The sequence below is a fragment of the Ruegeria sp. AA6 genome (genome assembly GCF_056542865.1).
Genome location: NZ_JBQGAN010000029.1, coordinates 1 through 13,262 on the forward strand (window position 1 = coordinate 1; position 13,262 = coordinate 13,262).

Genomic DNA, 13,262 nt, shown 5'->3' on the forward strand with positions numbered 1-13,262 from the left:
GCGCGACAAGCACGGCGTCGCAACGCAGGCCGCGGAATAAGCACGCCTCAATCCAAACATCAGCGCCGCCCCAACAGGGGCGGCGTTTTTCGTTTTAAGCAGGGGTCGCTTCCTGCAAACAGATATCGCATTCAGTGAGGTGCAATGACCGCGAATCCCCCAGTTTGGAATACAAGATTGGAGGATTGCCTATGAACATCCGAACCGCGTCCCGCGCTGGTGGACGCTCGGCACGCCGCGCCCTGCGAACTGCACCGAACTTTGAAATGTTGCCTGGACTGACCCGCGGCATCCCCCTGTGCGAGGTAATGGACAGCGCGCAGGTTGAACGCATCGACAACGCCTCGATGGACATTCTGGAAAATGTCGGCGTCCAATTCCGCGACCCCATCGCGCTGGAAGACTGGAAGAAAGTCGGCGCGAAAGTTGAAGGCGAATTGGTCTATCTGGACCGGGGGTTGGTGCGCGAGCTGATCGCTACGATTCCAAGCGATTTCACCTATCACGCGCGCGATCCCAAAAAGAACGTGCGGTTGGGTGGAAAGCACTCGATCTTTGTGCCCATGACCGGTGCGCCGTTCCTGCGCGATTTGGATGATGTGCGGCGCAATCCAACGCTGGACGACTTGGCGATGTTCCACAAGCTGAGCCACATGATGCCCGCGCTGCATTCCTCGGCCCACCACATTGTCGAACCTTATGATCACCCGATCAGCCAGCGGCATCTGCGCATCACTTACTCGTCGATGAAACACTCGGACAAGACGTTCATGGGTATGACCACCAGCCCCAAGAACGCCGAGGATGTGATGGATATGTGCGCGATCCTGTTCGGTGAGGAATATCTTGAGGATCACCCCGTCACGACCGGTAACTGCAATGGCAACTCACCGTTGGTCTGGGACGAAACCATGCTGGGCGCGATGCGGGCCTTCTGCCGCCGCAAGCAGCCTGTTCTGTGCTCTCCCTTCGTGCTGGGCGGTGCCAACACCCCCGCATCTGTCCCCGCCACTGTAGCGCAGCTAAACGCCGAGGCGCTGAGCGCGCTGGCCTACACTCAGGTCATTCGCAAGGGTGCGCCTGCGATCTATGGTCACTACCTGTCGACCGTGTCGATGAAGTCCGGCGCTCCGATGGCGGGTACGCCCGAGATCAGCCTGATGAACTTCATGATTGGTCAGATGGCGCGGTACTACGGAGTGCCGTGGCGCACCTCGAACACTTTGGGCGGGGCCAAGACATTCGACGCACAGGCCGGATACGAATCCGCCACCACGCTGCAAGCCGTTGTCCACGCCGGGGCCAACTATATCTGGCACAGCGCAGGTTGGAACGAGGCCGGGATGCACTGTTCCGTCGCCAAGTTCATCGTCGATGCCGAACAATGTGCCATGGCCTATCGCATGGCCGAAGGGCCGAAGTGGCATGATTTCGATCAGGCCCTTGCGGCGGTGCCGGACGTTGGCCCGGGCGGGCATTATCTGGGCCACCCGCATACGCAGGACAACTTTCAGAACGCGTTCTTCATGCCCGAACTGTTCGACAATAACTCGATCGAACAATGGCAGGCCGAGGGCAGTGTCGAGATCACCGAACGCGCCCTGAACCGGGCCAGGTCTTTGCTGGCGGAATATCAGGAACCGAAACTGGATGAAGCCAAGAACGAAGCCTTGCTGGACTACATTGCGCGGCGGGAACGAGAAATTCCTGCCGCCGACGAGCTGAACCAAAGCTACTAAAGCATTTTTTTCCCGCAACTCACCCGCCCAGTCCACTGGGCGGGCTTTTTGAATCCCTATCGGAGGATCGATGGAACTAATTGGTAAAACAGCACTCGTGACCGGAGCCGCGGGCGGGATCGGAGCCTCGATTGTGCAGCGCCTGCGACAGGCTGGGGCGCGGGTTGCGGTTGCCGACCGGACGGTCGACGGAATCGAAGCGGACGCCCATCTGCCTGGTGATCTGCTAGACGGTGCGTATACGGACGCGCTGCCCCAGGCCGCAGCAGATGCTTTGGGAGGGTTAGACATTGTGATCAACAACGCTGGCGTTATTTCGCGCGGTGCGGTCACTGAGACGTCGGATCAGGACTGGTCTCTGTCGCTGGGTGTCAATGTCGAGGCACCATTCCGCATCTGTCGCGCAGCGATCCCAATTATGGCCTCAGCGGGCGGCGGCGCGATTGTTAACACGGCCTCGTGCTGGGGGTTGCGGCCCGGCCCGAACCATGCGGTTTATTGCATGACCAAAGCAGCGATTGCATCCCTGACCCAGTGTATGGGCATGGACCACGCCCACCAGGGTATCCGCATCAATGCCGTCTGTCCGAATGAGGTCAACACGCCGATGCTGCGCTCTGGCTTCGAAAAGCGGGGGTTCGATCCCGATTCTGCCGTTGCCGAGTTGGGCCATACTGTGCCGTTGGGGCGCATCGCCGAACCCGAGGATATCGCTGATGTGGTCATGTTTCTGGTCTCGGACGCGTCACGCTATATCTGCGGGGCATTGCTGGAGGTGAATGGAGGAAAGCCCGTATCATGACCAGATTTGACGGCAAAACTGCGCTTGTCACCGGTGGGCGCAGCGGTATCGGTCTCGCCATTGCGCGGCGGCTTCGCGATGATGGCGCGCGGGTGTTTACCGCCCAGCGAGGGGCTGATCCCGAATTTGAGGGTATCGAGGTCGATTTTAGCGCTTCTGGCGGTCTGCAATCCGTGGTCGATCAGGTCGTTGACCGGGCAGGGCAATTGGACATCCTGATCAATAATGCAGGCATGATGCAGGAAGCCTCGATCGAGGATATGAGCCTGGACGACTGGCAGCGCAATCTCACGGTAAATCTCACCGCACCCTTCCTGCTGATCCAAGCAGCACTGCCCCATCTTCGTCAGACCAACGGAGCAATTGTAAATATCGGATCCATTGAAGGGCTGGGCAGTAATCCCGGACACGCGGCCTATTGCGCGTCCAAAGCCGGATTGCATGGTCTGACCCGCGCGGTAGCTGTGGATCACGGGGTTGACGGCATTCGTTGCAACGCCGTTGCCCCGGGTTGGATTGATACCGAGCTGAACCTGGACTTCATCGCCTCGATGCCGGACCCAGAGGCATTTCAGGAAGACATAAAGCGTATCCACCCTGTGGCCCGAACTGGGGCCCCGGAAGAGGTTGCTGCGTTGGTTGCCTTTCTTGCCTCGGACGACGCAAGCTTTGTCACTGGGCAGATTTACACCGTTGATGGTGGCCGGATGGCTAAGTTGAGCCTGCCATAAGGCAGGCTCATTCCTTACCTGATCGCCATTCTTTCCAGATCAGATAGCTGTTCGCGCCCAGCGAAGCCAAAGGTTCGGGCGGAAGGCGCGGCGGCATTGGTTGTGTCAGGAAGTGATCGGCGACATCGGACCCGCCCTGCGCCACCAGTTCAGCAATGCCCATGCCCTGCAACGTGCCTCGGGCGATACCCAAACCATTCTGACAGCAGGCGGAATAGACCCCGTTGTCCAGTTCTCCAAACGCGGCAGAGCCGTTGCGGCTGAGGCACAGCATTCCGGCCCAACGGTGTTCCATCCGCACATCGGGCAGATGCGGGAACCGTTCGCGGAACTTACGATCGTGCACCCATCCTGCATTGCGCAACCGCATCTGGCTGGTCTCAAGCGTCGGGTTGAAGCTGGAACATGTACGGATCAGGATGCGATCCCCATAGCTGCCCGAAATGCGCCGCACCGACGTGCCCATAGGGTCTGCCGGTGTCACGGACCAGCGCGGCTGACCACCCATCGTTTTGATCTGCTCGGGCGTCAGCGGTTCAGTCATCGAGGCATAGAGGCAGATATGCATCAGCCGACGCTGATAGAAGCCAAAGCTTTCCAGATGGCCGTTATTGGCCAGAATGATGCGTCCGGTAATCACTTTGGCCTTGGCCGTCTTGACCACCCAGCCAGCGCCCTGACGTTCAAAACCAGTAACGGGGGAATTTTCGAAAACACCGATGTCGTCTGACAGCCGCGACGACAGTGCTCGGACATAGGCGGCAGGCTGGATCATGACCGTACCCGGTGCATAAAGGCCTGACGTGTAATGCGGGCTGCCGGTTATCTCCTGCATGTGCTGCCGATCATACAGCGTATGCGGCTCTCCCAGTCGTTCAAGATGAGCGGCGAAGTCGTGATTGTGCTGATCGCCCGCCCGGGTCGCGGCCGCATTGAATTTACCGCAAGGGTCGAACATTTCCTGCGGTAGATCGCACTCGGTTGCGAGATCAGAAGCAAACGCGATGGCCTTTCGGTTCAGCGCAATCGCAGCCCGGTCCGCGTCCAAACCGGAACCTGCATAATTGTCCGAGGACAGATCGTGCGGCAAGTCGATCATGAAGCCCGAGTTGCGCCCGGCCGAACCCTCGGCAAACCGATTGGCTTCCAGCAGAGTGATCTTAAGGCTTGGGTCCAATTGCCAAAGTCGCCGCGCCGCGGATAGGCCGGCAAAACCGCCGCCGATGATGGTGACATCAGCGGTGTGATCCTCGGTCAGCTCGGATAAAGCCTGTTGCGGCGGCAGAATGGCATTCCACCCCGCCGCACCTGTCTGCCGTGGCAGGCGTTTTGCGGTGTAGGCCGTCAATCGACGGCCTCGTCAGCGTCGTCAGCCAGATCGATCCAGATGGTTTTCAACTGGGTGTACTGGTCATGTGCGTGGATCGAGTTGTCGCGCCCGCCAAAGCCCGATTGTTTGAAGCCGCCAAAGGGGGTGCTGATGTCGCCTTCGCCAAAGCTGTTCACCGTCACGGTTCCCGCCCGCAGCGCCCGCGCACCACGAATGGCGCGCTTGCCATTGGCCGTAAAGATCGAGGCGCACAGGCCGTATTCCGTGTCATTGGCGATTTTGATTGCTTCGTCAAAACCGGACACCTCGATCACCGACAGCACCGGGCCAAAGATCTCTTCCCGCGCCAGCACCGAGTCGTTGCCCGGGACTTCGACAACCGTGGCCTCGACGAAACCGTTATCCGCCTTGCCGCCGATCACAGGGTTTTCAGCCTGATCCAGATAGCCGCAGACCTTGTCAAAATGCCGCTCGCTGACCAAAGCGCCCATGCGGGTTTCCGGGTTCAGCGGGTCGCCGACATTCCACTGCTTGGTGTGATGGGCGATGCGCTCCAGCAGTTCGGCCTTGACGTCCTTGTGCACGATCAGACGGGACGAGGCAGAGCAGTTCTCGCCCATGTTCCAGAACGCCCCATTGACCACATGGGCCGCCACGCGGTCCAGGTTTTCTGCGTCGTCCAGAACGATGGCAGGGTTCTTGCCGCCCATCTCAAGCACGACTTCCTTGGCGTTGCTTTCGCCGGAATAGGTCAGGAACCGCTTGCCGGTCACGGTCGAGCCGGTGAACGACACAAGGTCGACATCCATATGCCGACCGATGGGCTCACCCACAGCGGCACCGCCACCGGGCACAACGTTCAGAACGCCGCGCGGCAGACCGGCTTCGGTCGCCAGTTCCGCCAGACGCAGCGCAGTCAGAGATGTTTCTTCGGCCGGTTTCAGAACCACCGAGCATCCCGCCGCCAGCGCCGGTCCGATCTTCCACGCCACCATCAGCAGCGGGAAGTTCCACGGCAGAACCAGACCGACCACGCCGATCGGTTCGCGCACCACCATGGCGATGTGATCATCGCTTGCAGGGGCCACCTGATCATAGATCTTGTCGATCGCCTCGGCATGCCATTTCAGGCAGTGGATGGTCTCGGCCACGTCCACGGTTTCGCAATCAAAGATGGGCTTGCCGCTGTCGATGCTTTCCATAACCGCCAGTTCGCGCGCATTGCGGGTGATCAGCTTGCACAGCCGGATCAGAACGTCCTTACGCTCGGACGGGTGCATCTTCGACCAACGGCCGTCGTCAAACGCCTCGCGCGCCTTTTCAACTGCAAAGTCCACATCTTCTGCACCGCAAGACGCGATGTCGGCCAGCTTTTCGCCGGTGGCCGGGTTCACGGTTTCGAACGTCTCACCCGAGATCGCCGGGCGGCATGCGCCGTCGATATAGGCCCCGTTCGGCAGGGTCAGGCCCGCAGCGATGGATTTGTATTCGTCCTGTGTCAGCAGATCCATGTCTCTTACCCTTCGGCCACGACGTCAGCGATTGTTTTCTTGAGCACGCGTGTAACTTGTTCCAGCGCGCGTTTGTCATCCTTATTAAGACCCTTCAGCGGAGGCCGCATCACACCCGCGTCGATCCCGTTCATGGTCACGCCATGCTTGATGGTCTGAATAAACTTGCCGCCCTGTTCCAACACCCGCATCAGCGGCATCATCGCGTTCATGATGCGGCGGCCCTTGACGAAGTTCCCCTCGATTACACAAGCGTTGTACAGCGCCACGTGTTCGGCTGGCAGGAAGTTCGACCCGCCGCAGACCCAGAAGGGTGCGCCCCAGGCGAAGAATTCCAGCGCCTGATCATCCATTCCACAGCCCAATTGGATATGCGGATAGTCCCGCGCCAGCAGGTGTACCCGGTTGATATCGCCCGAGCTTTCCTTGATGCCGCAGAAGTTGCGGCTGCGGCCCACACGGTCGAGGAATTCCTCATTCATCATCGTACCGGTGCGGTGTGGATAGTTGTACAGCATCACCGGCAAGTCAGCAGCCTTGTCGATTGCCAGCGCGTTCAGTGCGTTTTCCCGGTCGGTGGGCACCGAATAGGGCGGGCTGGCCAGCAGGATCGAGTCCGCACTGATTTCGCGCGCGCCCGAGGCCAACGCTATCGAATCCGGCGTCAGCATCGCTCCGGTCCCAACGACCAAGGGCAAACGCCCCTTCAGCCGCTCATGCGTAAATTTGGCTAGCTCCAGCCGTTCTTCGACGGTCTGGGCATAGTTTTCACCGGTCGACCCACCCGAGATAAGGCCGTGTACGCCATTCTCGATCAGGTATTCGATCACGTCGGACAGGGCGTCCCAATTCACGCTGCCATCGTCGTGATAAGGGGTCACCACGGGGGTATAAATCCCCTCAAACTTGAAAATAGGGTTCATTCCGTCCTCATGCAGGTTTCGATATCGGCGAGACACCCAAAGGGATGTCCAGCGCGTCAGGCATCACGAACAGTTCGATCTGATCGCGTGACAGGTTCCAGTGGTCCTCGGCCAGCTGCGCAGCAGCCGCCTCATCGCCCGCCTCGATGGCGGCGATGATGGCGTCGTGCTGGTTGCTGGCCTCTGACAGGTTTTCGGTCATTTCAGCGGATTGGGGGCGATAAAAAGTCATCCCGATCCGAGCGTGATCAATGAGCAACCGGTTGAATGAAGGCAGCAGGTAAACATTGCCAGACATCTCTCCGGTCACATCGTGAAAGCGGTTGTTGGCCAGCGCAGACTCTTCGGCGGAGCCCGAGCGCAGCGCAGCCTTGAATGCCTGCTGTGCCTCTTTCAGCGCGTCAATTTGGGGGCGCGTGGCGTTCTGTGCGGCCAGACGCAGCACGGCAGCATAGACCATCGGGGCAGCAAGAAAGAAATCACGTAGCGTGGTATAGGACATCTCGGATACCCGCGCGCTGCGGTTGGTGCGCAGATCCAGATAGCCTTCGCCAGCCAGTTGTCGGAACACCTCGCGCAGTGGGGTGCGCGACAGACCAAACGCATCGGACAGATGCGCTTCGTCCAGATCGGTGCCGGGTTGCAGGCGGAGGGTCAGGATCGACACTTTGAGGTGCTCCATCAACTCGGCTTTGCGAGACTTGGCATCGTCTTTCATCTTGCCTCTCCCTTTGTGCCTGCGCGAATCACGACAAATCTTTGCTGCGCGGAATGTATTCTGAAAAAATACAACTTGTATACAGAAAAAAATCGTGCAGCATAGAACATCGACCACGCCAAGCTGAACGGGGCACCAATGCGCCAAACGCGCCACATAACATTCATCCTGATCGAGGAATTTTCACACCTCGCCTTCTCCTGCGCGGTCGAGCCGCTTCGAATCGCGAACCTGGTCAGTGGCGAAGACCTCTATGAATGGACCTTCCTGTCCGAACATGGCGAACAGGCAGTGTGTTCAAACGGATCAGTGACTTTGGTCCATGGCGGCTTGGATGTCCTGCCGAAAACCGACCTGGTGTTTGTTCTTTCTGGCATCCATATGCGAAACCACGTCACGCGGTCGTTGCTGGCCACCCTGCGCCGCGAGCGGGCAAGGGGAACGGCCATAGGTGCGCTGTGCTCAGGTGCTTGGATCTTGGCCGAGGCGGGATTTCTGGACGGAATGCAGGCCGCAATTCATTGGGAATACCATGATGCGTTCATGGAGGCCTTCCCAGAGGTGAACCTTGTCCGAAGCGTCTTCGTGGCCGATGAGAAACACATTACGGCCTCTGGTGGTACTGCTACGGCTGACCTGATGCTGCATCTGATCGGGCAGGATCATGGTGAAGAACTGGCCATCGCGGTCGCCGACCAGATGGTTTACAATGCCGTGCGCAATGCCACCGCCAAGCAGCGTGTTTCACTACAGTCGCGAAATGGCATGCGAAATGCGCATTTGGCCAACGCAATCCATATAATGCGGGACTGTATCGAAGCACCTGTGTCGCCGTCGCAGATCGCCGAGGATCTGGGTATATCTACACGACAGCTTGAGCGGCTGTTCGGGAAGTATCTGAACACTTCACCCAAGAAGTATTTTATGGAACTTCGTCTGGAGCGCGCCCAGAAATTGTTGCTTCAGACCGAAGCGTCCGTGACCGAAGTGGCCATGGCGTGCGGTTTCGAAAGCCCCGGTCATTTTTCGCGCGTCTATCGCTCCAGCTTTGGCGTCACGCCGCATGCACAGAAAAGCAAGATTGACTGACCGTAAACGGCGGGGGGAGCTGCTCTGACCATTGGCGAGCCCGGGTGATCATGCGCTCACCCCCTGTTCCCGCTCGTACCCCCTCGTTAAATTCAAACTCGTAAACTGATCAGCAGGATTAAGTATTAGTATGCGACGAAAGGGGCATAACTATTACAAGAACGTGTCAGAGGTATGTATCTTTTGGCCTAAATCGCAGGCGCTGCCTTATTTCCAGGTGCGCGATTTATCAAAGGCGATGTCAAGATTTGCGCTCGTCATGCCACTTTTGTTTGCGTTAAAAACCCATTTATGACATTTTTGTTTCGCCAACGAAGGGACGTTTTCTGCGAAAAATGGCGTTAAATCGCAACAGAATTTCTTTAAGGGTTTCTATGTCCTCATCAGGAGTTAGTCTTGGAGGATCCGTATGAATTTGGAATCCCACGAAGCCGCAGCGGTATTTGCGCCGCGCGTAATCTCAATAGCCAAGCGCGAGCAGCAAATATGCCAGGCATCCCAAGCTGCTGAGGCCGCTTTCGAGCGTATTTCAAATGTGGCCACTGAAGACGCATTGGTTCGCGGCGAATTGCAAGATCGCGTGTTTTCCATCTTTCGGTGGTATTTCTTGTCGGCCTTTTGCACGCGCCTTTTGACCGATGCTGCCCATCGGCTAGAGCATCAGACTTTACAGGTTTCCGTAGACATCTTCAGTGCGGTGAAAATGGTTCTGACCGAAAGCGAAATCGAGCGGTCAATGGCTCTGGTCAGCATCGAGCACACGTCTCCGGCGCTGGTGCGGGCGAATGACATAGGAAGCCGGGGGCACACCGTGGGGTGGGTTGCCGCTGGGTTGCATGAAAAAGGCCGGGATTTCCCCAGCGAGATCAAGAACGCGCTGGCCGGTGCAATGGCTGCTTCGTCTCGGATCAACTGATTGCCTGACATTCACCGGGGATTTCTCCCCGGTGATAATAGCGTGGATTTCTGCGCGGAACAGACGGCGATCAATTGGCAGGGTCAACCGTTTCAGTTGATATTCAGTACCAGCTTGCCCGTCGTTTCTCCTGCTTCCAGGCGTCGATGAGCTTCGGAAGCTTCGGTGATGGGCAAAGTGGTGATCTGCGGCCGTAAGACGCCCTGTCCGAGTAATTCAAAAACAGTCGCCAAATCACGGTTGAATGCTTTGGGGCGGTTGGTGAAGTAGGTATAGATGTCGCTGACACGCACCGCGACGGACTTTTGGAAATGCTTGGCGAGGTCTTCACCAAAGGTACCTGCAGGGGGGCCGGCCAGAAAGCCGAACAACACAACAGTGCCAAGTGGGGCCAGTGCTTCTAGATCCGATTTCAGACTGTCACCCGAAATCGGATTCAAAGACAGATCGACGCCGCGCCCGTTGGTTATTTCCATCACGCGGGCGACGACATCTTCCGAACGGTAGTCGATTACGTAGTCCGCGCCTTGCGCGCGTGCGTAGTCGACCTTGCCTGTGCTGGCCGAGGCAATCACCGTCATGCCCATATGTTTGGCGATGTGCTGGATCATGGTTCCGACACCGCCTGCGGCTGCGTGGACCAGCACTGATTTACCTGGCGCTGCTCCGCCGAGGTTAACCAGCATGTGATAAGCGGTCATCGCGTTTACCGGAAGCGCGGCAGCCAGATCAAAGTTAATATTATCTGCAATCCGCGTGACGTAGGATGCACCAATGACGGAGTGACTGCCATAGCCGCCCGCGCCAATCGGCCCCATCCATGCAACCCGATCTCCGACCATGAAACCCTCGACATTCGCACCGATGGCTTCGACCACGCCTGCGCCCTCGACCCCCGGCACATGCGGCAATTCGGGCATCATACCCTCGGGCATCTCACCACGGCGGATGATTGTGTCGATAAAGTTCACGGCACCGGCTTGGTTGCGGATCAGGATTTCTCCGGCATCTGGTTGCGGAGCGCTGCGTTCTGCATGGCGCAGAACGTTTGGCGCGCCGGTTTTGGTGATTTCGATGGCGTAAGGCATTGGGTATCTCCTTTGTGTTGCTAAGAAGCTATCAATGCCGACCAATGGAGATAATAGTTGATAATGAGAGTAATAATCCCAAAAATAAGATAATGATATACAATGATCTCGCTCTTTTTACCGCCGTCGCAAGATACCTCAGCTTTTCGGACGCGGCCGAGCATTTGAACATCCCGCTTAGCCGTGTCAGCCGCCGAGTGGCCGAATTGGAAGAGCATCTAGGTGCTAAATTGTTCGAGCGCACCACCCGTCAGGTGCGGCTGACGGAAGAGGGGAGGCGGCTTTTGGATCGCTGTCAGGAGCCGATAGAGGCGTTGCAAGGTGTCGCTGGTTTTGCAGAAGACACCAGACATCACACGATCCGCATCACCGCCCCACCACTGGCCGCGCGTACGACCATTGGCCCGCGTCTATTGGAATTTGCCGCGCAGAATCCTGAGATTCAGATTGATCTGACCACGACCAATACAATGCTGGATTTCTTTCGGGACAATATCGACCTGGCTTTCCGCCTCGGCCCGCTGAGCGATTCAAGCCTGGTGGCAAAGCGGCTTTGGACGGTACCCTATTGCTTTTGCGCGGGGCGCGCTTTCATTGCCGAGCACGAGTTGCAAGATGGATTGTCTCGGCAGCGTTTGCTGGAATTGCCTGCCTTGTCAGCCGGTCAGCCTTGGGTGTTGGAAACTGGCGAGTTGGTCCAGCCGCTGCATGTTGTTCACAGGTTGATTGACCTTGATGTGGTGGCCGAGGCCGCCCGTCGCGATCTAGGCGTTGCCATGCTGCCGACAGACATGCTTGGGCGCGGCTTACGGCCATTGGAGGTTGCGGGCACGACCCCCATGATCCGCGACATGTTCGCCGTCTATCCTGACCGTCGCCTGCTGCCTGCGCGCATCAGGAAACTGATAGATTTCATGGCGGATAAGTGACGCCCACATTGAGGCACGGGGCGGCACTTTCGGGGCAAGGGTATTAAGCTATTTCCGATGCTATCCTTTTTTCACATCCCCGGAAAATCGCGCTGCGTTCTCTTTTGCAAACGCGCTGGCATCTGCATCGGCGTCCCAGAAATGCGGGTTGGGTTTTGGGATGGTCAACGCTTTTTGCACGGCGGGGCGTGCATCGATGCGATTGAACCATGCCTGCAAGTTGGGCAGATCAGCCACATCGACTCGCGCCCAGACATAGGCGCGTGCCCAAGGGTACAGCATCATGTCGGCGATGGTGTATTCATCAGCGGCGATCCATTCCCGCCCCTTTAGTCGAGCGTCCATTACTTCAAGCAAACGGCGGCTTTCGTCGACATAGCGCCGGATCGAAAATGGCTCGACATGGCCATTAGGGGCGGCGATGTGTTGGAAATACATGGCCTGACCCATCATTGGGCCAATATGGCCAATCTGAAAGATCATCCATTGCATCACCTCTGACCGTTTGGTTGGGTCAGAGGGCAGGAATTTTCCGTATTTTTCGGCTAGATGCCACAGGATTGCGCCGCTTTCGAAAATTGCGCGACCTTCGGACCGATCCACGATCGTCGGGATTTTACCATTGGGGTTCAGCGCAAGAAATTCCGGCGTTTTTTGCTCCTGCTTCGAGAAGTTGACGTGTGTCAGATCATAGGGAACGCCGGCCTCTTCCAAAAAAATGACCGGCTTGTACCCGTTCATCGTACCCGCGGTATAGAGATGGATATCAGGCTGGGACATGTTCGACCTCTGCAAAAGCGTGTTTCAAATGGGTTTCAAAGCGGGCGAAATCGGCTTCGATACTGGGGTTCTTCATGACGTCAAAAGCCGCGAAGGTGGGCAAGGGCTGCAGGGCTATAAATCTTGCCGTCAAGTGCAGCGGACGCAGTAGATCGTCGACACTGCTACCGGCAAAGAATGGCTCGGCTGAGTTGTCAAATGCCTCCTTTGGTGCGTTGAACGTTACGGAAAGCATGTATTTCTTATCAGTCAGTTTGCCACCCATGCCATAGTTCGCCTTGGGTGCATCAGAGGTTCGCCCATCGCCATTTGCAAACCGACCATCCATGGCAGACGTATAAACTTCGTCCATGTATTTCTTGAATACCCATGGAACGCCCATCCAGTTCACTGGAAACTGCATGATGATCACGTCTGCCCACAAATGCGCGTCTATTTCTGTGTTCACGTCATAGCCATCAGCAACATTTGTGACGCGCACCATGTGACCCATTCGGGTCAGGCTATCGTGCGCCAGTTCCGTCAGGCTGGCGTTCAGGGTTCCGGGGGCTGAATCATAGGGCTGTGTGCCGTTTACGATCAGAAACTTGCTCATGTCCGTGTCCTTGTTCCGAAGCGCACCACATGACTTGTGGGGGCTGACAAAAAGGTGTGGGTTGCGGTTTATAAAAGCAACCAGTATACTTTTTGTAACCTGGATTTTTGT

13 protein-coding genes are annotated in these 13,262 nt (G+C 57.4%); 6 read left to right on the forward strand and 7 right to left on the reverse strand.

The window, feature by feature from the left end; all coding sequences use genetic code 11:
- The first annotated feature begins 191 nt into the window (after positions 1-191).
- From ACR0LN_RS20775 to ACR0LN_RS20785, 3 genes are all read left to right on the forward strand, one after another.
- Positions 192-1,739 (forward strand): trimethylamine methyltransferase family protein, encoded by a 1,548-nt coding sequence (locus tag ACR0LN_RS20775; RefSeq protein WP_480432400.1) that lies wholly within the window; start codon positions 192-194, stop codon positions 1,737-1,739.
- Between the two features lie 70 nt (positions 1,740-1,809).
- The gene (locus ACR0LN_RS20780) at positions 1,810-2,541 is read left to right on the forward strand and encodes an SDR family NAD(P)-dependent oxidoreductase (protein ID WP_480432401.1); all 732 of its coding nucleotides are present in this window, start codon (positions 1,810-1,812) and stop codon (positions 2,539-2,541) included.
- The gene (locus tag ACR0LN_RS20785; RefSeq protein WP_480432402.1) at positions 2,538-3,272 is read left to right on the forward strand and encodes an SDR family NAD(P)-dependent oxidoreductase; all 735 of its coding nucleotides are present in this window, start codon (positions 2,538-2,540) and stop codon (positions 3,270-3,272) included. The genes ACR0LN_RS20780 and ACR0LN_RS20785 overlap by 4 nt, the downstream gene beginning before the upstream one ends.
- A 7-nt stretch (positions 3,273-3,279) precedes the next feature.
- Here the strand turns inward: ACR0LN_RS20785 and ACR0LN_RS20790 are convergent, their stop codons facing one another.
- The 4 genes from ACR0LN_RS20790 to ACR0LN_RS20805 are packed head-to-tail and all read right to left on the reverse strand — an operon-like array spanning position 3,280 to position 7,754.
- On the reverse strand, positions 3,280-4,620 hold the full coding sequence (locus ACR0LN_RS20790; RefSeq protein ID WP_480432404.1) for an NAD(P)/FAD-dependent oxidoreductase: 1,341 nt from the start codon (positions 4,618-4,620) through the stop codon (positions 3,280-3,282).
- Positions 4,617-6,113 (reverse strand): aldehyde dehydrogenase, encoded by a 1,497-nt coding sequence (locus ACR0LN_RS20795; RefSeq protein WP_480432406.1) that lies wholly within the window; start codon positions 6,111-6,113, stop codon positions 4,617-4,619. The genes ACR0LN_RS20790 and ACR0LN_RS20795 overlap by 4 nt, the downstream gene beginning before the upstream one ends.
- 5 nt (positions 6,114-6,118) lie before the next feature.
- Positions 6,119-7,036 (reverse strand): dihydrodipicolinate synthase family protein, encoded by a 918-nt coding sequence (locus tag ACR0LN_RS20800; RefSeq protein WP_480432407.1) that lies wholly within the window; start codon positions 7,034-7,036, stop codon positions 6,119-6,121.
- A 7-nt stretch (positions 7,037-7,043) separates the two neighbouring features.
- Complete coding sequence (locus ACR0LN_RS20805; protein WP_480432409.1) at positions 7,044-7,754, reverse strand: GntR family transcriptional regulator; 711 nt, start codon at positions 7,752-7,754, stop codon at positions 7,044-7,046.
- Between the two features lie 138 nt (positions 7,755-7,892).
- Here ACR0LN_RS20805 and ACR0LN_RS20810 point away from each other — a divergent pair, with 138 nt between their 5' ends.
- Together ACR0LN_RS20810 and ACR0LN_RS20815 are read left to right on the forward strand one after the other, a co-directional pair.
- Positions 7,893-8,843, forward strand: coding sequence for a GlxA family transcriptional regulator (locus ACR0LN_RS20810; protein WP_480432410.1), 951 nt, complete (start codon positions 7,893-7,895; stop codon positions 8,841-8,843).
- 409 nt (positions 8,844-9,252) lie between these two features.
- Positions 9,253-9,759: a hypothetical protein gene (locus tag ACR0LN_RS20815; protein ID WP_480432411.1), complete on the forward strand. Its 507-nt coding sequence runs from the start codon at positions 9,253-9,255 to the stop codon at positions 9,757-9,759.
- Between the two features lie 92 nt (positions 9,760-9,851).
- Here ACR0LN_RS20815 and ACR0LN_RS20820 read toward each other — a convergent pair whose 3' ends face one another.
- Positions 9,852-10,847, reverse strand: a complete 996-nt coding sequence (locus ACR0LN_RS20820; protein ID WP_480432413.1) for a quinone oxidoreductase family protein — start codon at positions 10,845-10,847, stop codon at positions 9,852-9,854.
- Positions 10,848-10,939: 92 nt separating this feature from the next.
- On the opposite strand from ACR0LN_RS20820, the gene ACR0LN_RS20825 reads away from it, so the two are divergent.
- Complete coding sequence (locus ACR0LN_RS20825; protein WP_480432414.1) at positions 10,940-11,776, forward strand: LysR family transcriptional regulator; 837 nt, start codon at positions 10,940-10,942, stop codon at positions 11,774-11,776.
- A 60-nt stretch (positions 11,777-11,836) separates the two neighbouring features.
- Here the strand turns inward: ACR0LN_RS20825 and ACR0LN_RS20830 are convergent, their stop codons facing one another.
- Both ACR0LN_RS20830 and ACR0LN_RS20835 read right to left on the reverse strand, forming a co-directional pair.
- Positions 11,837-12,556, reverse strand: a complete 720-nt coding sequence (locus ACR0LN_RS20830) for a glutathione S-transferase family protein (RefSeq protein ID WP_480432416.1) — start codon at positions 12,554-12,556, stop codon at positions 11,837-11,839.
- The gene (locus ACR0LN_RS20835; RefSeq protein ID WP_480432417.1) at positions 12,543-13,151 is read right to left on the reverse strand and encodes an NAD(P)H-dependent oxidoreductase; all 609 of its coding nucleotides are present in this window, start codon (positions 13,149-13,151) and stop codon (positions 12,543-12,545) included. Before ACR0LN_RS20835 ends, ACR0LN_RS20830 begins: the two co-directional genes overlap by 14 nt.
- Between the last annotated feature and the right edge of the window lie 111 nt (positions 13,152-13,262).

Bases quoted from the DNA above. Each gene is read 5' to 3' on its own strand.
- ACR0LN_RS20775 (WP_480432400.1), top strand. From the start codon at position 192: ATGAACATCCGAACCGCGTCCCGCGCTGGTGGACGCTCGGCACGCCGC.
- ACR0LN_RS20780 (WP_480432401.1), top strand. From the start codon at position 1,810: ATGGAACTAATTGGTAAAACAGCACTCGTGACCGGAGCCGCGGGCGGG.
- ACR0LN_RS20785 (WP_480432402.1), top strand. From the start codon at position 2,538: ATGACCAGATTTGACGGCAAAACTGCGCTTGTCACCGGTGGGCGCAGC.
- ACR0LN_RS20795 (WP_480432406.1), bottom strand. From the start codon at position 6,113: ATGGATCTGCTGACACAGGACGAATACAAATCCATCGCTGCGGGCCTG.
- ACR0LN_RS20800 (WP_480432407.1), bottom strand. From the start codon at position 7,036: ATGAACCCTATTTTCAAGTTTGAGGGGATTTATACCCCCGTGGTGACC.
- ACR0LN_RS20805 (WP_480432409.1), bottom strand. From the start codon at position 7,754: ATGAAAGACGATGCCAAGTCTCGCAAAGCCGAGTTGATGGAGCACCTC.
- ACR0LN_RS20810 (WP_480432410.1), top strand. From the start codon at position 7,893: ATGCGCCAAACGCGCCACATAACATTCATCCTGATCGAGGAATTTTCA.
- ACR0LN_RS20815 (WP_480432411.1), top strand. From the start codon at position 9,253: ATGAATTTGGAATCCCACGAAGCCGCAGCGGTATTTGCGCCGCGCGTA.
- ACR0LN_RS20820 (WP_480432413.1), bottom strand. From the start codon at position 10,847: ATGCCTTACGCCATCGAAATCACCAAAACCGGCGCGCCAAACGTTCTG.
- ACR0LN_RS20825 (WP_480432414.1), top strand. From the start codon at position 10,940: ATGATATACAATGATCTCGCTCTTTTTACCGCCGTCGCAAGATACCTC.
- ACR0LN_RS20830 (WP_480432416.1), bottom strand. From the start codon at position 12,556: ATGTCCCAGCCTGATATCCATCTCTATACCGCGGGTACGATGAACGGG.
- ACR0LN_RS20835 (WP_480432417.1), bottom strand. From the start codon at position 13,151: ATGAGCAAGTTTCTGATCGTAAACGGCACACAGCCCTATGATTCAGCC.